The sequence below is a fragment of the Paenibacillus phocaeensis genome (assembly GCF_900021165.1).
GTDB lineage: Bacteria > Bacillota > Bacilli > Paenibacillales > Paenibacillaceae > Fontibacillus > Fontibacillus phocaensis.
In genome coordinates, this window is sequence record NZ_FCOQ01000009.1 from 299,794 (window position 1) to 319,573 (window position 19,780).

Sequence of the window (19,780 nt, forward strand, 5' to 3'; positions counted from 1 at the left end):
TACCCTGATTGTAACGCATTGGAACGGCCGACCGCAAAACTTCATGAACCCGCTGCTCTCATGTTACAATAATGAATAACCCCTAACCCGGAAGGATGAATAAGAAAATGGATCTGTCCGCAAAAAGCCAGGAAAATATCGAATACATGATTGAGGCGATCAAAAACAAGCTGAAGATGGCCTCGGGCGCAGCGATGTCGGCGTCCGCATTCCATGTTAACCAATATGATGATATTCGCGACGTTTATGACATCATTATGAGCAAGGAACGCCTCAGCATCTCCGAGGTTGAAGCGCTCGCCCAAGAGCTTGGGAGACTGCGCAGCAAAGCCTAGCATGGCCTAGGCTAGGCCAGAGCCACAGACGCAAGCCTCGGGTTACCGTTCCAGTTGAAACGCCGTTTCGGCTTGCCCCACTTGCCAGCCCTCATCGTTCCTGATCGAAGACGGGAACGCGTCGCGGAGCTTCCGCAGCGTTTCCTCGTTTTCGTATCCGAGCTGCTCCAGCACGGATAAGGCGATCATGCCCCACTCTTCCTCGGAACCGTCCTGAATCTTAAAGGTCACCCCTAAGCGCTCGCGGCGCAGGGCAAAGGCATAAACCCCTTTAAAACCGCCCTTGGCTACGATGTTCGAGTCGCCCAGCAGGATGGAATCGATCCGTCCGGTGCCGGCAACGAGCAGCGGATGAGCATTCATTGCGCCGGTAATGACCTTGGCGGCTTCTGCCGTCTTGGGATCCCCGATTAAATCCGGACAAGCCAGTTTCAAATAGGCAGCCGCCAGAGCGGACAGCGGCAGCGCAAACACAGGAAAGCCGCAGCCATCGGTTCCCAGCGAAATCTGCGTTTCGGGAATCCCCGCCAGCCCGGCCAACGTTGCTAAAATTTCTCGCTGAACCGGATGATCCGGTTGATTGTAGGTGTCCAGCGGATATCCCCTCATTTTGCAATAAGCCAAGACGCCCAGGTGCTTGCCCGAGCAGTTATGGTAGATCCGGCGATACGCTCCGCCCTTGCGCAGCAACCGCTCCCTGGCTGCAGGATCCAGCGGAAGACTTGGAGCGCATACCAGCCGCTCCTCGGCGAGTCCCGTTTTGCTCAGCAGGCTTTCGAGCGTACCGACGTGAATCTCCTCGGCCCGGTGGGAAGCGGTCATGATGGCGATCTCCTCGTCCGTTAATCCGAATGCTTCCTGGATCCCCGCGCGAATGCCCGGAAGGGCTTGAATCGGCTTGGCTGAGGAACGGGTAAATACGGTCGCCTGGGGATTCCCCGCCCGCCCGGCAATCTTCCCTTGTTCATCTATGATACTGATATGTCCATAATGGGCGCATTCCAGCAGCCCTCCGCGATATTCCTTCACCAGCAACGCTTCGTTGTAATTCATCTCATTGTTCTCTCCTTAACCAGTTCCATTCCTACACAGTATAGTACAGTGGAAGCCCGCTGGCTATAGAGCCTCCGGCAAGCTCTCCCGCCTAAATCCGGTATACGAAAGGAGCCGTTCTGTGCAAACTAGAGAGGGTTCACAAACAAGATAGAAGGAGGCATTCCGATGACCCAACCCGAAGACCGGCAAGAGCAGTATATCGCCAAGCAGATCCGGGCCGCCCAAGCCGGGGAATATCCCGAGCACAAAGATATCAACGAAGCCGAGAACGGATCCATGGTGAATGATATGGAGGATCTGGTTCAACTGGGGGAAGATATGGAAGCGATGAGAACGAGCCAGGAGGACGTGGAACAAAACGGATTGCGGTCCGATCCGGAGCAATAGGGCGCTTTCAAAAAAAGCGCTGCCTCGGCTTCCGCAGGCAACGCATTCAGGTCGTGTTCATATGATTCATGATCTGCTTCAATCTTTCGGTCGCCCGCTTCTGAATCCGGGATACACTCATTTGAGACATCCCCAACTTCTGGGCGATCGCCCTTTGGGATTGCCCTTCCTGATAAGCCATCAGCAGAACCTGCTGCTCCTGAGCCTTCAACTGACTCAGCGCTTGCTGCAAATCCATCCGATTCTCCACAACATCATACTCATCGGCATCCGTACTGATCATCTCGCCCAGCGTTGCGGCACTTTCGTCCGGTGACAACGGCGAATCCAGAGACACGTAGTGATAACACTCCCGCCCGGCCAGCACCTCGACCGTCTCCTCGACCGAGAGCTCCAAATATTCCGCGATCTCTTGAATGTCGGGAGATCGCTCCAGCTTGACGGTCAACTCATCAATAGCCTGCTGAACCAGCGCTCCCTTTTCCTTAATCCTTCGCGGTACCTGGATATACCAGGACTTGTCGCGCAAATAATTTTTCATATGCCCAATCATGCTTTTCATCGCATAAGGTTCAAACGGGATACCGAGCTCGCTATCGTACTGTTGAAGCAAACGAACCAACGCCATTTCGCCTACCTGGTACAAATCCTCGTATAAATCCGGCCGATTGCGGGCGATTTTGCCTGCAGCCATTTTGACCATAGGATCATATTTATGGATTAACTGGGTGGCAATTTCGTTGTCTCTCGTTTGCTGGTACAGCTGAATCAAGCGGGTGGATTCGTGAAATGACTCTTGGGGAGCCGATCGATCGGTCATACCTTTTCCTCGCTCTTCTGGAGTCGGCGGACCATCATCACCTTCGTTCCTTTTCCGGCTTGCGTCTCCACGCTGACGTCATCCATCAACGCCTGCATCAGATAGAAGCCTAATCCTCCAATCGGGGCTTCGCTCAACTCCTTCTCGTGAAGCGTAACGCCCCCCGCCAGCCCATACGAATCAAAGCTCTCCCCTTCATCTCTGACCGTAATCGACAAGGCGTCGTCTAGTACCTCGAACGTGATCTCCATTTGACCGACATCCTGCCGGTAAGCGTACAATACAGAATTGTTACAGGCTTCGGATACCGCCACCTTCATATCTTCAATTTCCTCATACGAAAATCCCATCTTTGAGGCCACACCGTATAAATTCAACCTCACGATATCCACATATTCCGCTGTAGCCGGAAGGCTGATGACGATTCTCTCTACTTCCTCTATCATTAAGACTCGATCCTTTCCTTATTGGGAGTTCTCCTGCTCCGCGAAAAACTTAGCTATCCCGGTCATTTCAAACAGTTTCCGGATATGGTCCGGCACTTCCCGCACGTAAAACCTCGAGTCCATTCCTTGTCTCGCTTTGAGGATGGACAGAAAAATGCCGATCCCGGTGCTGTCGATATACTTCAGTTCTTTCAGGTTCAGGACTAAATCCGCATCATCCCTGCCAACCAACGGATCCATCACCTTGCGAAAATCAGGGGCTACGGACAAGTCCAGCTCGCCGCGTAAGGATACGGTGCAAACTCCGTTTTCCAGTTGTGTCGTAGTGAAAAATTTTAAACTTTTTCTCGTATTCATGAAATACTCTCCCTGGATAGGTATTCTTATTACAACATAACCCAGCTTGTCCGCTGCTGAATCAAGGGGCTGCGGCTTCGCTAAGGGCGCTGCTCCGAAAGATGACCGTAAAAGTGAAGGCCGTGCCTTTCTCTTCAAGCGGCTTCACCAGAAGCTCGCCGCCCATCATATTCACCAATTTTCGGCAAATCGCTAGTCCCAGACCAAGACCGCCATAATTTCTGGTCATGGTAGAATTGATCTGGGCAAACGGTTCAAACAATTGATAGGTTTTGTCCATGGGAATACCGATCCCGGTATCCCCTATCGTGAAGCTTAGCCCGATTTTGCCGCTGTCGGCAGGCCGGGGGTCTACGCTTAGATAGATTCTGCCCCTATCGGTGAACTTGACGGCGTTCGCCAGCAAATGTTCCAACACCTTACGCAGCCGCCGCATATCGCCATAGAGCAGATCGGGGATTTGTTCGTCAACCCCGAAGTAGAGGTTCACCCCTTTATCCTGGGTCTCTTGACGAAATGCGGCAAGGATATCCCCCAGCGCTTCCCGCAGCGCAAACGGGGTTTCCTCCAGCTCCGGCCGATCTTGATCCAGCCGGATAAAATCAAGAATATCATCAAAGATCGACAGCAAGTCAATCGCGTTATGATGGATGAGGCTAGCGTACCTCTTCTGCTCCTCGGTCAACTCTGTCTCCAGCAGCAGTTCACTCATGACAAACACGCCGTTCAACGGGGAACGAATCTCATGGCCAACCATCGCCAGGAAATCCTGTTTGGCATGCCGGGCCGCCTCTGCAGCGGCCTTCGCTGCGACGAGTTCTAAGTTCATATTCTCCAAGGCGCGTTCCCTATGTTCTAACGCCAATTCGGCTTGCCGTAGTGCAACTGCCGCCTGCTCCAGCCGATCGCGCAGGTCTTCCTTTTCCCCTTCCGCCCGCTCGTTGCTGCCTGTATCTTTCATTTTAACGAGATCCAAACCAGACATTTGTCATCTTCTCTTTTTCGTTGGGCGGTCTCTTCGAAGAACAACCGGCTCATCGCCTCTCTGTCAAAGTCATGGCCGTAGGTATTTAGCTGCTCCTCCAGCCGGGTCTGCCTTGCTTCCACTGATTCCTCCTGGGAGTCGATCAACCCATCGGTGTAGAGCACCAGATGGCCCGGCCCTTCATAATGAAGAATCTGCGGGTCCGTTTCGATGCCTTCAAACAAACCAACCGGCGGCCCGACCCTGTCCAAGCGGACAACCTGCTTATTCTCTGTAAACAGCAAGGCCGGCGGATGTCCGGCGTTAATGTATTCGATCTCCTTGCGCCGGGTATCAACCACAAGATAGATTGCCGTAAAATAATACTGAATGAGCTTGCTCTCGATATGGAGCTGGATAAACCGGCGATTCAATTCCTGGATAACCTTCTTAGGTTTAACGTAAGTATGTACGGTGTCTTTCAAGACAGAAGAGATGAACATGCAGAATAAGGAAGAGGAGATGCCGTGACCCATCATATCAAGCAGGATGATCGCATATTTTCCCTCGCCGAGCGAATACCAGGAGTATAAATCTCCAGCCAACTCGTAGGAAGGCTTATAGATGGCCTCAATCTCGACTTCCGGATCCCGGATCGGGGAACTTAAGACCGCATTCTGAACCAGCGATGCCAGCTTCAATTCCTCCTGGATTCGTTGATCCCGGTTCCGGTGCCAATCCTTCTCCAGCTTCAGCCGCAAAGCCAAGCGAATCCGCGCCATGAGTTCAACCTTGTTGATCGGCTTCGTCACGTAGTCAACGGCCCCGGCATCCAGCGCTTCGGCCAGCTTGTTGGAGTCCCCTACTGCCGTGACTACAATGATCGGGATCTCCCTCAGATGCTCGGAGCGCTGCAAAATTCGGCAAGCCTGGATTCCGTCCATCTCCGGCATCATCATATCGAGCAGAATTAAATCCACATCGGATGGTCCGCTTTCCTCCACTGCATCCAGGTTCTTGACGCCAAGCCTCTCGAACATTTCTCGGGCTGAAGTCACCGCGACGGTGTTCCGGTAATTCTCCTTCTTCAAAATTTCGCGGATGATAATGGTGTTTGTCGGATTGTCGTCAACGATCAATATTCTCATGTTAATCTCCTTAGAATGAGCTTGAGCTATGGGTGATACCTAAATTCGGCACAAATCGCCGTCAATCCTGCCCGATCATGCAACCCGTTTACACGCTCAGCTGCGAAAAAAGGAACGGGGCGCTTTCCCCGTTCCTTCTTCCTCGAGTAACAACACGGGCAAGGCTTGAGTAATAGTGTACATTACCCCGCCTAACCAAGATTGAAACGGCAGATCGGGGCGTCGTTCATAGAGCGCCTTAACTCCGGTATTTCTGCCAGACGTCGGCGGCAACATCCACCCACTTGATCCAACCCGCCGGCTTCCGATTCTCCTCCTGCTCCGCCAGTTCCCTTTCAGCTTGCGCCGGCTGAGAAGCCGGGGGTACCGGAGCTTCCGGAGCTGAAGCGGGAACCTTCCGTTTCGCCATTCGAGGGCGACTAGCGATGCGGCTCGCCAGAGCAGCCGAGACCTGCTTTGTTGCGAGTGTGACTTCACTCAACACCTCACCGGCATGTTTCACCGATTCCATCAACGGATCAATTTGCTTCAGTTTATGCTGAATATCGCCGGTCATATCGTTGGCTTGCCGAACAACCTGACGGACCTCGGTCCCCAGCTCATCGATCGTTTTTTGGACCTCCCGCAGCGTTTCTGTCGTTGTCTGGAGCGAATGCTCCGCCGCTTTCAGCGTTTTGACCAAATATACGACGAGTACCACAAAAGCTGCCGCGGCCACCGCCACGCTGATTTCCCAAATCATACCTTCGTTCCTCGCTTTCCGTCCATAGGGGTTCAACCGCACTTTATTATTAACTATACACGAAAATGTGCGGAAGAACAGTCGCTTTCTATAGACGGCATCACGAGAAAAATAAAACCGCTTTGCCCGTTCCCTCTAAAGCAGAAAACGAATCAAAGCGGCTTGGTTTCGTTTATTTCAGGACACTTCCGCCAAACATAAAGCGATGAACCCAGGCACCGTCGAGTTGATCGACGATAACCCCGCCCGACTCTTTCGAATACGTGTGCAAGAGCTGGCCATTGCCCAGATAGATCGCCACGTGGGTAATCCGCTGTTTTTGCTTATCGATCCCTTGATACGATTTGGCAGAAGAGCCTTTATAACTCATGAAGAAAACCAGATCGCCTCGTTTCAGACTGTCGATGCTGTAAACGGCCGTACCGTTGTCCTTGATGTAATCCCCTTGCTGGCGGGAATCCGCAGGAAGGGTAAGACCTAACGCATCCTTGTATGCTTGTCTCACGAAATCGGAGCAATCGAACGTCGCCGTGCTGCTGCGGCTTGAACCGTACTCATATGGCGTGCCGAGGGATTTCATCCCCGCCCCGATCACCTGCTCGATCTGCCGGCTGATTCCGTTCGCTGGTTTTTGGGGCGGTGTGGGGACAGGATCCGGNCACCTGCTCGATCTGCCGGCTGATTCCGTTCGCTGGTTTTGGAGTCGGTGTGGGCACAGGATCCGGCGTTGGAGCTGGCGTTGGGGTCGGGGCAGGCGTTTGAGGCTGCCCGCCAACTTCCAAATATTTATCCTTTGTGCTGACGTAACCGATCGTTCCGTCGGACGTCCGTACTTTATAGAAATATTCATTGCTCTGCTCAAGGATGGTCAGCGCTGTGCCAGTGCGAAGCATCGTAATGACGCTGCCCGAGGTGGACGGCTCATCGCGCATATTGACGCCGTACGTCACCGTAGCTGGCAAATTCAGCGAAGGCTGGGAAGTCACAGGAGACGTCTTGTCGATCTGCAGATATTTATCATTGGTGCTGACATAGCCAACTTGTCCAGCAGACGTCTGTACCTTATAGAAATAGTCGTTGCTTTGCTCAAGGATGGTCAACTGCGTGCCTTTGCTCAGCATATCGATGACATGGCTTGAAGCGGACGCATCATCGCGCATATTCACCCCATAGACGACCGTTGCCGGCCAGCCCAGATATGGCTGGGAGGGGGTGCCCGCCACGGTTTCCAACTGAATATATTTGTCACTAGAACTAACATAACCAGTTGTTCCATCATTCGTTTTTACTTGATAGAAATATCGATTGCTTTGGTCCAGAACAGTCACTTCGGAACCTTTCTCAAGGAATCCGATGACTCTGCCTGAAGTGGAGGGTTGATCTCGAAAATTAACCCCGCCCACGATATGACCTTTGGTTACTGTCTGGGCAGTCGCTGTTGCCGCTGCGGCCTGGTGAGGGAGAGCTGTATAAGAAGAGAGAAGTAAGGCACTCAATAATGTGATCGCTACGCTACGTTTCATAGATGATGTCCTGCCTCCTAAAGTAAAATCTAGTTGATTAAATTTCGTTCCAACGTCTCCTTTCCTTGGTCTTGCGTCCATTATATCCCTTGTCGAAATTAGTCTAAATCGGTCGAAGATCACATTATAGGTAAGCGTATTCATAGACATTGGGCCTAGTTTCCATATGCAAAAATTAGAGGCAGGCGACCTATAAACCCCGGCGCTCAACTCGCCGATGTAAACGCTTTCCTTTGCGATCATGCTTAATTTATGTATCAAAAGTACCTATTTCCGCCAAAGTCCGAGGTTCATTCATAATAATTCCAAATTATCCAATCGGACTATTTTTTAGGGATAAACGCCCGGGTAAGAAGACGAAAAAGCCCAAACGATTAGGCCTGGTAATGATCCCCACAGACCCTTCCGCTTGGACGACAAAGTGCTTGATGACTAGTTCCCTTATTTTCTTATGTATCCCGAATGGTACGGACGACCACACGGAGAGTTATCCTTCTTTAGGTTCAACATGAACGTGAACATGCATCACGTTTTGCTTGCTTCTCATTCGCTCCTCAACCTGGTCGCTGATTTTATGACTTTCAATTACCGTCAGCTGCGGATCGACTTCAATGACGACGTCAACCAGCACATGGTTGCCATGTACGCGGGCCTTCAAGTCCTTAATCCCTTCAACGCCTTGAGTTCGGGCAATGGTGCTGCGCAGGTCGCCCAGCTCCTTCTCATCAAACCCGTCAGTCAAGTTATGCGTCGATTGGCGGAAGATGTCCCAGGCGGTCTTGCATATGAGCAGACCTACCGCAATCGCTGCCACCACGTCCAGCCAAGGCAGCCCGAATTGCGCCCCGATAATCCCGACCGCCGCCCCCACGCTGACCAATGCATCCGACAAATTATCCTTCGCCGCTGCCATTAGCGCTTGGTTGTTAATCTGCTTCGCCAGCTTACGGTTATAGGCATAAACCCCGCCCATCGCCAAAGCACACACGACGGCTATTGCCGCCGAGAGAATATCAGGCTGGCTGTGCTCACCTGCTGCCAACGAACGGATCGCGTCGAGAATCACCTGAATGCCGACCATCGCCATAATAAAAGAGGCAATCAACGCAGCGATCGTTTCCGCTCGAAAATGCCCGTACGCATGATCCGAGTCCGGCGGTTTCTGCGAGATTTTAAGTCCAATCAACACCGCTACCGAAGCCACGATGTCCGTGAGGTTGTTGAAGCCGTCAGCCAACAGTGCGTTGGAATCAAAGTAATAGCCGCTGACCAATTTAAATGCGGACAGCAATAAATAAGCGACAATGCTCACCCAAGCCCCGCGTTCCCCTTTGCGTATATCATCGTAAATATCCAAGTCCAGCACCTCCAGACTTCTCCCCGAAGCCAATGACCTGCTTCTATCCCATCATCTTGTTGCTTGATTCGAAAAACGTTTTATCATCGTAGCAAATAAACCCCGTGTAAGTCTAGAGAAACAGTGTTGCCTCCAGGAAAAGCAAGCCTTCACCATTATTCCCGTTGTACGCGCTTTTAAAAACGTATAAAATAGGGACAGCCCCTTTCCACTTACGAGGAGATGATATCGGTGACGGAATCGAAAGAACCGCGCAAAATCGACTTAGCCGAAGCGATGCGCCAGAAGCTGCAGCAAAAAAAACAACAGCAGCAAGCAGCCAATAAGCCGGGGATGAAGGATCAACTTCAAACCAAGGCACTCAAGAGTCAAAATAATAAGAAACCCAACAATCAGCGCCGCCGGACGGGTGGTTCTTAAGAATCCCGCGCAGCGCAAAAGAAGCCGCACGGAGCAGGTCCTGTCAGACCTGCCCTGTCNGGTTTTGGATTTCTTCGCTCTCCAGGTACTCATCGTAAGTCATGACGCGATCGATGATCCCGTTTGGCGTAATTTCAATGATGCGGTTAGCAATCGTCTGGATGAACTGATGGTCATGGGACGTGAACAAAATCGTTCCGTCAAAGTCGATCAACCCGTTATTGAGCGCCGTGATCGATTCCAGATCCAAGTGGTTGGTCGGTTCGTCGAACAGCAGCACATTGGCACCGTTCAGCATCATTTTGGCCAGCATACAGCGAACCTTCTCGCCCCCGGACAACACGCTTGCTTTCTTCAGCGCCTCCTCACCGGAGAACAACATCCGGCCAAGGAAGCCGCGCAGGAACGTTTCATCCTGATCGTTCGAATATTGACGCAGCCATTCGACCAGATTCAGATCAACGCCGTCAAAGTAACGAGAGTTGTCCTTCGGGAAATAAGCCTGCGAGGTCGTAACCCCCCAGCTGTATTCACCGCCGTCTGCCTCCAGCTCGCCCATCACAACTTGAAACAACGTCGTTTTCGGCAGGCTGTTAGGGCCGACGAATGCGATTTTGTCGCCTTTGTTTACGACAAAGCTGACGTTATCCAGCACCTTTTCGCCTTCAACGGTTTTGGTCAGACCGTCAACCGTCAGCAGTTGCTTACCGGCTTCGCGTTCAGCTTTAAAATGCAGGAACGGATATTTCCGGTTGGACGGACGAATATCCTCCAGCGTGATTTTGTCCAGTTGCTTCTTCCGGGAAGTTGCTTGCTTCGATTTCGAGGCGTTCGCGGAGAACCGCTGGATAAAAGCTTGCAGCTCCTTGATCTTCTCTTCCTTCTTCTTGTTGGCGTCCCGCTGCATTTGCAATGCCAGCTGACTGGACTCGTACCAGAAGTCGTAGTTGCCGACGTACATCTGGATTTTACCGAAGTCGATGTCCGCAATATGCGTACATACTTTGTTCAGGAAGTGCCGGTCATGGGAGACAACGATGACGGTACCTTCGTAATCCATCAAGAAATTCTCAAGCCACTGGATCGATTCGAGATCCAAGTGGTTGGTCGGTTCGTCCAGCAGCAGGTTGTTGGGACGTCCAAACAAGGCCTGCGCCAACAGAACGCGGACCTTCTCATTGCCGCTAAGCTCAGCCATCTTCTTGTCATGCAGCTCGCGCGGAATGCCGAGGCCGATTAGGAGCGCAGCCGCATCCGGTTCAGCATCCCAGCCGTTCAACTCGGCAAATTCGCCTTCCAGCTCGCCGGCACGCATGCCGTCCTCTTCGGAGAAATCGGCTTTGGCGTATAACGCGTCCTTCTCTTTCATAATCGAATACAGCCGGCCGTGGCCCATAATTACCGTTTCCAGCACCGGGTATTCGTCGTATTCGTAGTGGTTCTGCTTGAGGACGGCCATGCGCTCGCCCGGCGTCATAAACACTTCGCCTTGGTTCGGCTCGATTTCGCCGGAGAGAATCTTCAGGAACGTCGATTTCCCCGCCCCGTTCGCCCCGATCAAGCCATAGCAGTTGCCAGGGGTAAACTTTATATTTACGTCTTCAAAAAGTGCCCGTTTTCCGTACCGGAGCGTTACACCGTTAGTGCTGATCATGTTAGGCATTACCATCCTTTTATCATAGTGAGTGCAGACTATCTCAAAATAGTCGATACTACTGGCGTATTATATCATAGATCGCCAAAGAATTTGAACCAAAAGCGTAGAAAGTCGTAAATCAAGCCCGGTGGTCTACATTAGGCGGCGACTTGATTTGTATTGACTTTTTTTATATTTGAGGTGACTTTACCCGTGTCGATGGTGCTGGAAGTAATTTTCCTGAGGTTATGTTTTATGCTTTATACTTCATGTTTCATGTTTCATGTTTCATGTTTCATGTTTCAAGCTCCATGCTCCATGTCCGATGCCCCTTTAGCACGATTATCCCTTTCATTCAGTTGGTTTGAAAATTACAAAAAAATGGAGATACAGGGTCTATTCACTTGACACAAGAACATTTGTTCGATACAATGAAGAAAACACGAACGCACGTTCTTTTTTTTCCGAAATTGGGAGGCGAGCAGACATGGACGATATTTCAGGGAAAAATCTTTATCCGATCAGCACCCGATTTGACAGCGAGGAAGTCTGCATGGAGGCATTAATCGCAATGAAGTGGCGAAATGGCTTTGTCTGCCCGCGCTGCCATTTCACCCGGGGTACACGCCTGAGCTCTCGCCGAATTCCCTTGTTCGAGTGCGGGAGATGCGCGTATCAAGCGTCACCTTTGGTTGGCACGATTTTTGAAGGAACGCATCTTCCTCTCATGAAATGGTTCCAGGCATTGGAGTTGTTCCTGCTCCCCGATGGGATTTCAGCGGTGCGGCTAAGCCAGGCGATTCGAGTCACCTACAAGACCGCTTGGTTGATGCTGCACAAAATTCGCCATACCCTTGGAGAATGCAACGCTCGGGAGCTCTTGAGTGGAGACGTGAAGGTGAACAGCGACCAATACGGGAAGAATCCGACCCGATATTACCATTTCCCTCATCCATATGCCACAGCGGTCGTTGCCGGCTGCACGGTGACAGAGTCAGGTGAACCGGAACAAGTTAAAATCCAGTTGCTGCCACAAAAGCGGGGAGAAGGGCTCAGAGCCACCCGACACGAACTCACCGCGTTTATCAATCAGCACGTAGATATTCACACATCGGTCGTACAGTCGTACCCCCTGGCTTATCGGTTGTATGGGCCCTTATGGAACGTAGTGAGAGAGGCTTGGAAATCGCTAAGGAATACCTATGTAGCCTTAGGACCGAAGTATTTGCAGGCATATCTGAACGAGTTCACCGTACGCCGCGGGCTACGTCTGTCCGGAGCGACGAAGATAGCCCTGCATCAGAAGCTGCTGCGCATGTGTGCGTCAATCCCGACCATCTCTTACCCCAATTTAATTGCGCACCGCCCCAACCCGCCTATCGCATTTGCAGCCTGATCGTGCACTTAGCGAATCTGGCTATGGCGGCTGCAACCTGATCATGCGCTCAGCAATCTGGCTATGGCAGCAGCGGCCTGATCATGCGCTCAGCAATCTGGCTATGGCAGCAGCAGGTTGAACGCACCAACCTTATCTTCCTCTTCATCAAGCGCCGCTTGATCGCATGTCAACTGAACCTGCTCAAATGGATGATAAGCTGGCTATCGTAACCTCTTGATTCAACGAAGGGAGCATGCGAACTGTCGTAACCCCTTGATTCAACGAAGGGAGTATGAGAACTATCGTAACCTCTTGATTTAACGGAGGGATAAACGAGCTTCGTAAACTCCTGATTCAACGGGATAATCGTGCTAAAGGGCCGGCAACGAGTGACGCCCCGCCGCCAAGCCCAAAGTCTAAAATCCTATCTATTCGATTCTTCCGCTCAACTGAGGAATTCGCTCCTCAGCTTCCCCCAGTACCGAAGCCGGAAGCTGAGGTGACAACAGATGTGGCAACCGCAGCGTCTCACCATGATGCAGCAATCGGATCTTCTCTTCGGAGATACCGCGCTGCTTTCGGTCCGCCTCCAAACGATCAAGCGCCTCGCGCGCCGTATCGTCAGCCAGCCGGAATGTGCCGTAATGCATAGGGATCATCAACTTTGCCTTCACATCAACAAACGCCTGGAGTGCCTCCTCCGGTGTCGTATGCTGGCTGGTCATAAACCATTCCGGCTCATACGCGCCAATAGGCAACAATGCCACATCGATCTCATAGCGGCTGCCGATTTCCGCAAATCCACGGAAATAGCCGCTATCCCCGGCAAAATAAATGATCGGCGGCTTCTCCTCCGGCTTGGTCCGCACGGGCTCCAACACAAATCCGCCCCAATGGGACGTATTGGTATCGAACGGGGTACGGCGCGTCCAGTGCTGGGTTGGCACAAACGAGATATCAACGTCTCCGATTCGTACCTGCTCCCACCAGCTCATTTCCTGAACGCAGGAAAAGCCTTTGCGACGCATTTTCCGCCCGAGCCCGACAGGCACCAATATCATAGTCCCCTTGCCGTAAATACGGCGGATCGACGCCATGTGCATATGATCGTAATGGGAATGCGAGATCATGATGACGTCGATCGGCGGCAACTGATCGATCGGAATTCCCGGATCGCAAAGCCGTCGCTGAAATCCCATTCGCATGGCCCAGACCGGATCCGTGATGAGATTTAACCCCTGGTACTGAATGAGAAAGGTAGAATGTCCGATCCACGTAATCGTGCTCTCCTCACGGTTGCCATGCAAATAATCGAGTTGCGGCGGCATATTGGGGATGACGTAGGAATAGTCCTTCCTCTTTCTTCGGCGTTCTTCCCGCAATTGCTTGAACTGCTTCAACGTTTTATCGGTGCTCACGTTATCGAGGTTGTTGTAGCGCGTTCTTCTTGGCATCGCTCCAGTTACTCCTCTCCGCATTTCTTGGCTTTCCACCTATTTTAGAGTAATTTCGGCGGCAATCCAAACTTCTCGCTTCAGTCCTCCCGATCCTTATATTTCCAGGCATAAGTAAACAGGAACAGGATCGCTCCAACTACAACCAGCTCCGGTGCCACCATCACCATAAACCACTCCACCGCCATCATCCTTTCTCCGGCGAGCTGCCCCGTACATATTTCGCATCAAACAAAAACAGGCGCATCAGCAAAAACAAGGAAGGAACGAGAATACAAAGCCCGGCGATAAAAGCGGTAATCAAGGCAACGGCCATCGTCTCATTTGTGAAGCTTTCGTAAATGCTGACCTGCTTATAGAGAATATAAGGAAGGTGACTTCGGCCATAACCGTACCAGGCAAAAGCGAACTGCAGCATAACCAGCAGAAATGCCCAGCCCAGCCGCTTTTTTTTCCAGACCAAGGTTACAGCTGCCAGATAACAGACCAACGAGGCAATAAACATCCACGCTACCTCCAACATATGAGCGTAATGCTCCGGATTTTGCCGGTTGATCTGAAAAAAGGCGAACACACAGGCGAGAATCGTCGGCCCGCTCCATAACAGCGCATAGCCGCGCAGTACATCGAAGGCCCGGCGGTCTCCCGCTTTTTGCGCATAAAACGCAAGAAACATCGCCGAAATATACAGCACGGATACGAGCGCCAGCAGGATGACCGACCAGGTATACGGATTGCGAACAAAAGCTCCCCAATCCAATACCACCTTGCCATCGACCTCTCCGATAATCCCGCCCTCCGAGATCGCCAGGATCGTTGAAAGGGCAGCAGGAATCAGCAGTCCCGTCGCCCCGTAGATCCCCATATACGTTTTATTGTTTGCCTTGCTGCTGCCATAGGTGTTGTAGGCGTAATAAGCTCCCCGCAAGGCGAGCAGCACGGTGACTAAACTCCCGGGAACGAGCAACGCGGTACCGTAATAATAGGCCGAATCGGGGAAGAAGCCGACCAACCCTACCACGAAAAAAATCAAAAATACATTGGTCACCTCCCACACTGGAGACAGGTAACGCTGAACGATGTCATGAATTTTATTCTCATGCCCGGTAATTACGCTGTAATAGCTGAAAAATCCGGCCCCGAAATCGATGGAGGCCACGATTAAATACCCGAACAAAAACGTCCACAGCACGGTGATGCCTACCAGTTCATAACTCATTGCGCGCCTCCTTGATCAAGCCCGGCTTGCCGCAGCTCCGTCAGCACATCCTTGTTCCGGAACATCCGGGACAAAACGAGAACACAGGAAAGACACAAGACCAGATACAACACAGCGAACATCAGCAGCATCGGGCCAACGCTTTCTGATGTGGTGGCCGCCTCTCCCACCTTCATAAACCCTCGGATGATCCACGGTTGTCGGCCGAACTCAGCAAACATCCAGCCCAGCTCGATCGCTGTCATCGCCAGCGGCCCCAGTGCCAGAATGCCGATCAGCAGCCACACTGGAGTCCCTTTTTTACGGCCGGGCAAATAACGCCGCAGTAAGTACAGAAACGGAATCAGGACAAGCAGCGCCCCGAGCGTGACTTTGAGATCGAACATATAATGAATCAGCAGAGGCGGACGTTCATCCTCCGGAAATTCCTCAAGTCCGATCACCCGGGTGTTCGGCGAGTTTCCAGCGAGGATGCTGAGCGCATAGGGGATTTCCAGCGCATATTTGACATTCCCCTCCTCATCCAGCACACCGCCGAAGACGAGCGGAGCTTGCTCCCTCGTTTCGAAGTGCCACTCCGCAGCGGCCAGCTTCTCCGGCTGGTATTTGGCCAGAAACTTGCCGGAGAAGTCACCGATTGCCGCCGTAGCCAATGCAAACACAAAGGAGGACACGACCGTCAGTTTCAGCGCCTTCTTGAAATAGACATGATTCCGTCCTCGCAACAGACTGAAGGCGGCAATCCCTGCCAGAATACCGGCGCTGACGGTGTAGGAGGAAGCCAGCACATGCGAGACCTTGGTTGGCGTCGCCGGATTAAACATCGCCACTAGCGGTTGAAAATCAGCGATGACGCCGTTTCGGATCGTAAATCCCTGCGGCGTATTCATGAAGGCGTTCAGTGTTGTGATGAAGAACGCAGACGCGGAAGACCCGATAGCTACGGGGATCAGCAGCAGCAGGTGCAGCAGCTTGTTGGTGAATCGATCCCACGTATAAAGGTAGATGCCGAGGAAAATCGCCTCCACGAAGAAAGCGAAGGTCTCCATAAACAGCGGCAGCGCAATCGCCTGACCGGCAACCCGCATAAATGTCGGCCAAAGCAAGCTCAGTTGGAGCCCAATGGATGTCCCTGTCACGACCCCGATCGCCACGGATATCACGAAGCCGCGAGCCCAGCGCCGGGCCAGCAGGGTATAGTGCGGATCGGCGGCACGAATCCCCCGCCATTCCGCGAGCGCGATCATCAGCGGTATGCCGACCCCGATCGACGCAAACACGATATGTACGAATAAAGTCAGCCCGGTCAACATCCGGCTTAAGGTGACCGGATCAAGGTTTGCCATAATTATGCTCCTTCAAGAGAAGTAATGGAGAAAGCGGATCACACTTTTGATGAAGGCATACAGCATGATGACGGCCACCACGAGACACACGATCGCTAGAGTTCGTTCCTGTTTCTTATGCATGCTATAGCCCCCTTGCCCATTTAGTGTGTCGCCGATGTTCCTTTTTATTCCTACTAAGCTTGGGCTAAGCGTCACATTGAGTTACAATGAAAATTGAGAATAATTAAAATTAAAACGTCCGCTCGTTAATCGATACGATCGGCCGATTTGGGTGGAGTCCCTATTTTGGAAGGAGACGTGGTATTTTATGAAAATCATCTTTATCGAACCGACCCCCAGCCCGAATTCCATGAAGCTGCATTTGGATGAAAGCCTGGAGCCGGGGATCCGAAAAACATATACGCTAGACAACGAACGCTCTGCCCCAGCTTGGATCCGTGGACTTCTGCAAATTCCCGGGGTAAAAAGCGTGTTCCATACGGCGGACTTCGTTGCTTTAGACCGTAAAGGGAATGCCGATTGGGCGGCCATTCTGTCCGAGGTGCAGAAGCAGTTTGGACAGGAGGGGGTCGAATCAGCCTGGAGTCCGGAGGGCACAGAGGCCTCGGGGTACGGGGAGGCGCAGGTGTTCGTGCAGTTCTTCCGCGGCATCCCGATGCAAATTCGGGTGAAAGCGGGGAACCGCGAGGAGCGGATTTCACTGTCCGAGAGATTCGTAAACGCCGTAACGGAGGTTGCCAGCGCCACGCTGATCAAGGAGCGCAAGCTCACCGATTACGGCGTCCGCTATGGCGAACTGCCCGAGATCGCCCGCGAGATCGAGCAGGAGCTGGAAGCGGCGTATCCGCCGGAGCGGCTGGAAGGGATCGTCGCACAGGCGATCGCCCACGGCCGCAGCGAGACAGAATTCGTCGAGCAACGGCGCGAGCTTAGCCTGGACGAAATCCGCGAGCGGATGAAGGATGCCGATTGGCGCGTGCGGTACGCCGCGCTCGAAGCCCTGCAGCAGCCAAGCGCTAAAGCGCTGCCGCTGCTGGCGGAGGCGCTGCGCGACCCGCAAATGCAGCTCCGCCGGCTTGCCGTCGTCTACCTCGGCGACCTGCGGACGCCTGCGGCGATGGAGCTGCTGTACGAGGCGCTGCGCGATGCCTCCGCCTCCGTGCGCCGCACCGCCGGCGACACGCTGTCCGACATCGGCGATCCTGCGGCCACCGGGCCGATGATCGCGGCGCTGTCGGACAGCAGCAAGCTGGTCCGCTGGCGCGCGGCCCGCTTCCTTTACGAGGTCGGCACTGACGATGCCTTGGAGGCGCTGCGCGCCGCGGTGGACGACCCCGAGTTTGAAGTGGGTCTGCAGGCGCGCATGGCCGTGGAGCGAATCGAGTCCGGCGAGCAAGCCGCCGGCACCGTCTGGCAGCAGATGGCCGGACGGGATCGCGGGAGCAGCAAATAACGGCGTTATTTGCCGGATTCCACCTAGGCAATTGTCATGAATTTGACATAGCCCAGCTATCCCCCCTTGCGCTATACTTTGAAGTTAGTGCTATCTTCATGGAATGGTGCGGAATAAACGGTATCCTGATGGCCGCGGAGTCCTTTCCGCGGCCTTTTTGATCTGTGGGCTCGCTATCTGTGGGGCTTGCTCAACCTTCGCCGGCGCATCGCAGACGGGTTCCGGGGAAAACTACAGGATGAGAAGGAGTGTTTCACCCATGAGTAAACCAAACAACACGGCGAACGAGCGGCTAAAGCCCGGTCTCAAAGCCCGCCATATGACAATGATCGCCTTGGGCGGGTCGATCGGGACCGGTCTGTTCCTCGCGAGCGGAGGGGCTATTGCCTCGGCAGGTCCCGGCGGGGCGCTGCTAGCTTATGCGGCTGTCGGCATCATGGTTTATTTCCTGATGACCAGCTTGGGCGAGCTGGCGACCTATTTGCCGGATTCCGGCTCGTTCGAAACCTACGCCTCCCGCTTCGTCGATCCGTCCCTCGGTTTCGCCATGGGCTGGAACTTCTGGTATAACTGGGCGATCACTATCGCAGCCGAATTGTCTGCGGCAACGCTGATCATTAAATACTGGTTCCCCCACAGCCCGTCGCTGCTCTGGAGCGTGTTGTTCCTGGCCTTGATCGTCTTGCTGAACGTCCTATCGGTAAAAGGTTACGGAGAATCGGAATACTGGTTCGCCATGATCAAAATCGTCGTTGTCATCGTATTCCTGATCGTGGGGGTACTCATGATCTTCGGCATCATGGGCGGCGAAGCGGTTGGCTTCTCGAACTTCACGGCAGGCGATGCGCCGTTTCACGGCGGATTCTTCGCGATCCTCGGCGTATTTATGGCCGCCGGCTTCTCGTTCCAAGGAACGGAAATGGTCGGCGTAGCCGCCGGGGAGAGCGACAACCCGAGAGAGCATGTTCCTCGGGCGATTCGACAGGTGTTCTGGCGGATCCTGGTCTTTTACATATTGTCGATCCTCGTGATCGGTCTGCTGATTCCCTACACCAATCCGAATCTGCTGCAAGGCGGAGTGGAGCATATTGGTGTCAGCCCGTTTACGCTTGTGTTCGAAAAAGCCGGACTTGCCTTCGCCGCGTCGGTTATGAACGCCGTGATCCTGTCCTCCGTGCTGTCCGCCGGCAACTCCGGGATGTACGCTTCCTCGCGGGTGCTGTATTCTTTAGCTCTGCGCGGGAAAGCGCCGAAGTTCCTGGCAAGACTGAACTCCCGCGGCATTCCGATGAATGCGCTTTTGATCACAACACTGGTTGGCATGGTCGCCTTCTTCGCCTCATTATTCGGAGACGGTGTGGTGTACAACTGGCTGCTGAACGCCTCCGGCATGTGCGGCTTCATCACATGGCTGGGCATTGCCATCAGCCACTACCGGTTCCGCCGGGCTTATGTGGCCCAAGGCCGGGACCTGAACGACCTGCCGTACAAAGCGCGCTGGTTCCCGTTTGGCCCGCTTTTCGCTTTTGCCCTATGCTTTGTGGTCATTCTGGGGCAGAACGTGTCCGCCTTTACCGGCGAAACGATCGATTGGTATGGCGTCGCCGTCTCCTACATCAGCATTCCGCTGTTCCTGATCGTCTGGCTGGGTTACAAATGGACCAAGAAGACGAAGCTCATTCCGCTGCAGGAATGCGACCTTGAGGTCCCCGCGGCGGATATAGGAAAATAAATAC

General features: G+C 53.1%; 21 protein-coding genes. 6 read left to right on the forward strand and 15 right to left on the reverse strand.

Annotated features, from left to right (window positions below; all coding sequences use genetic code 11):
• Positions 1-107 precede the first annotated feature (107 nt).
• A complete protein-coding gene (locus BN3795_RS04505) occupies positions 108-335 on the forward strand; it encodes a DUF1128 family protein (protein ID WP_068783522.1) in 228 nt (75 codons plus the stop codon).
• 42 nt (positions 336-377) lie between these two features.
• On the opposite strand, the gene BN3795_RS04510 is transcribed toward BN3795_RS04505, so the two are convergent.
• Positions 378-1,388, reverse strand: coding sequence for an asparaginase (locus BN3795_RS04510; RefSeq protein WP_068783523.1), 1,011 nt, complete (start codon positions 1,386-1,388; stop codon positions 378-380).
• 168 nt (positions 1,389-1,556) lie between these two features.
• Between BN3795_RS04510 and BN3795_RS04515 the strand changes: the two genes are divergently transcribed.
• Positions 1,557-1,778, forward strand: coding sequence for a hypothetical protein (locus tag BN3795_RS04515; RefSeq protein ID WP_068783524.1), 222 nt, complete (start codon positions 1,557-1,559; stop codon positions 1,776-1,778).
• Between the two features lie 46 nt (positions 1,779-1,824).
• On the opposite strand, the gene BN3795_RS04520 is transcribed toward BN3795_RS04515, so the two are convergent.
• The 9 genes from BN3795_RS04520 to BN3795_RS04555 form a co-directional block, all read right to left on the reverse strand.
• Positions 1,825-2,598, reverse strand: a complete 774-nt coding sequence (locus tag BN3795_RS04520) for a sigma-70 family RNA polymerase sigma factor (protein ID WP_068783525.1) — start codon at positions 2,596-2,598, stop codon at positions 1,825-1,827.
• The gene (rsbW, locus tag BN3795_RS04525; RefSeq protein WP_068783526.1) at positions 2,595-3,044 is read right to left on the reverse strand and encodes an anti-sigma B factor RsbW; all 450 of its coding nucleotides are present in this window, start codon (positions 3,042-3,044) and stop codon (positions 2,595-2,597) included. The genes BN3795_RS04520 and rsbW overlap by 4 nt, the downstream gene beginning before the upstream one ends.
• Before the next feature lie 18 nt (positions 3,045-3,062).
• On the reverse strand, positions 3,063-3,401 hold the full coding sequence (locus BN3795_RS04530; protein WP_068783527.1) for an STAS domain-containing protein: 339 nt from the start codon (positions 3,399-3,401) through the stop codon (positions 3,063-3,065).
• A gap of 61 nt (positions 3,402-3,462) precedes the next feature.
• Complete coding sequence (locus tag BN3795_RS04535; RefSeq protein ID WP_110945008.1) at positions 3,463-4,386, reverse strand: sensor histidine kinase; 924 nt, start codon at positions 4,384-4,386, stop codon at positions 3,463-3,465.
• Positions 4,359-5,513 carry a PP2C family protein-serine/threonine phosphatase gene (locus BN3795_RS04540; protein WP_068783529.1) on the reverse strand — a complete coding sequence of 385 codons (1,155 nt, stop codon included), beginning with the start codon at positions 5,511-5,513 and terminating at the stop codon, positions 4,359-4,361. The genes BN3795_RS04535 and BN3795_RS04540 overlap by 28 nt, the downstream gene beginning before the upstream one ends.
• Before the next feature lie 238 nt (positions 5,514-5,751).
• Positions 5,752-6,255 (reverse strand): DUF948 domain-containing protein, encoded by a 504-nt coding sequence (locus BN3795_RS04545; RefSeq protein WP_068783530.1) that lies wholly within the window; start codon positions 6,253-6,255, stop codon positions 5,752-5,754.
• 172 nt (positions 6,256-6,427) lie between these two features.
• Positions 6,428-6,835 (reverse strand): C40 family peptidase, encoded by a 408-nt coding sequence (locus BN3795_RS04550; protein WP_408635001.1) that lies wholly within the window; start codon positions 6,833-6,835, stop codon positions 6,428-6,430.
• A complete protein-coding gene (locus BN3795_RS25825) occupies positions 6,810-8,021 on the reverse strand; it encodes an SH3 domain-containing protein (protein WP_456319961.1) in 1,212 nt (403 codons plus the stop codon). Before BN3795_RS25825 ends, BN3795_RS04550 begins: the two co-directional genes overlap by 26 nt.
• Positions 8,022-8,265: 244 nt before the next feature.
• On the reverse strand, positions 8,266-9,135 hold the full coding sequence (locus BN3795_RS04555; protein ID WP_068783655.1) for a cation diffusion facilitator family transporter: 870 nt from the start codon (positions 9,133-9,135) through the stop codon (positions 8,266-8,268).
• A gap of 231 nt (positions 9,136-9,366) precedes the next feature.
• On the opposite strand from BN3795_RS04555, the gene BN3795_RS04560 reads away from it, so the two are divergent.
• Positions 9,367-9,555, forward strand: coding sequence for a hypothetical protein (locus BN3795_RS04560; RefSeq protein WP_068783531.1), 189 nt, complete (start codon positions 9,367-9,369; stop codon positions 9,553-9,555).
• 43 nt (positions 9,556-9,598) lie between these two features.
• Here BN3795_RS04560 and BN3795_RS04565 read toward each other — a convergent pair whose 3' ends face one another.
• Positions 9,599-11,209, reverse strand: a complete 1,611-nt coding sequence (locus tag BN3795_RS04565) for an ABC-F family ATP-binding cassette domain-containing protein (protein WP_068783532.1) — start codon at positions 11,207-11,209, stop codon at positions 9,599-9,601.
• Positions 11,210-11,678: 469 nt separating this feature from the next.
• On the opposite strand from BN3795_RS04565, the gene BN3795_RS04570 reads away from it, so the two are divergent.
• Positions 11,679-12,587 carry a transposase gene (locus tag BN3795_RS04570; protein WP_068783533.1) on the forward strand — a complete coding sequence of 303 codons (909 nt, stop codon included), beginning with the start codon at positions 11,679-11,681 and terminating at the stop codon, positions 12,585-12,587.
• Positions 12,588-12,997: 410 nt separating this feature from the next.
• Here BN3795_RS04570 and BN3795_RS04575 read toward each other — a convergent pair whose 3' ends face one another.
• From BN3795_RS04575 to BN3795_RS04585, 4 genes are all read right to left on the reverse strand, one after another.
• Complete coding sequence (locus BN3795_RS04575; RefSeq protein WP_110945010.1) at positions 12,998-14,023, reverse strand: MBL fold metallo-hydrolase; 1,026 nt, start codon at positions 14,021-14,023, stop codon at positions 12,998-13,000.
• A gap of 80 nt (positions 14,024-14,103) precedes the next feature.
• Positions 14,104-14,205 carry a cytochrome bd oxidase small subunit CydS gene (cydS, locus tag BN3795_RS26240; RefSeq protein ID WP_408635004.1) on the reverse strand — a complete coding sequence of 34 codons (102 nt, stop codon included), beginning with the start codon at positions 14,203-14,205 and terminating at the stop codon, positions 14,104-14,106.
• 5 nt (positions 14,206-14,210) lie between these two features.
• Entirely contained in the window at positions 14,211-15,242 is a 1,032-nt protein-coding gene (locus BN3795_RS04580; RefSeq protein ID WP_068783534.1) for a cytochrome d ubiquinol oxidase subunit II, read from the reverse strand.
• On the reverse strand, positions 15,239-16,588 hold the full coding sequence (locus BN3795_RS04585) for a cytochrome ubiquinol oxidase subunit I (RefSeq protein ID WP_068783535.1): 1,350 nt from the start codon (positions 16,586-16,588) through the stop codon (positions 15,239-15,241). Before BN3795_RS04585 ends, BN3795_RS04580 begins: the two co-directional genes overlap by 4 nt.
• A gap of 310 nt (positions 16,589-16,898) precedes the next feature.
• Here BN3795_RS04585 and BN3795_RS04590 point away from each other — a divergent pair, with 310 nt between their 5' ends.
• Complete coding sequence (locus BN3795_RS04590; protein WP_068783536.1) at positions 16,899-18,044, forward strand: virulence factor; 1,146 nt, start codon at positions 16,899-16,901, stop codon at positions 18,042-18,044.
• 259 nt (positions 18,045-18,303) lie between these two features.
• The gene (locus BN3795_RS04595) at positions 18,304-19,776 is read left to right on the forward strand and encodes an amino acid permease (RefSeq protein ID WP_068783537.1); all 1,473 of its coding nucleotides are present in this window, start codon (positions 18,304-18,306) and stop codon (positions 19,774-19,776) included.
• Positions 19,777-19,780: the final 4 nt, after the last annotated feature.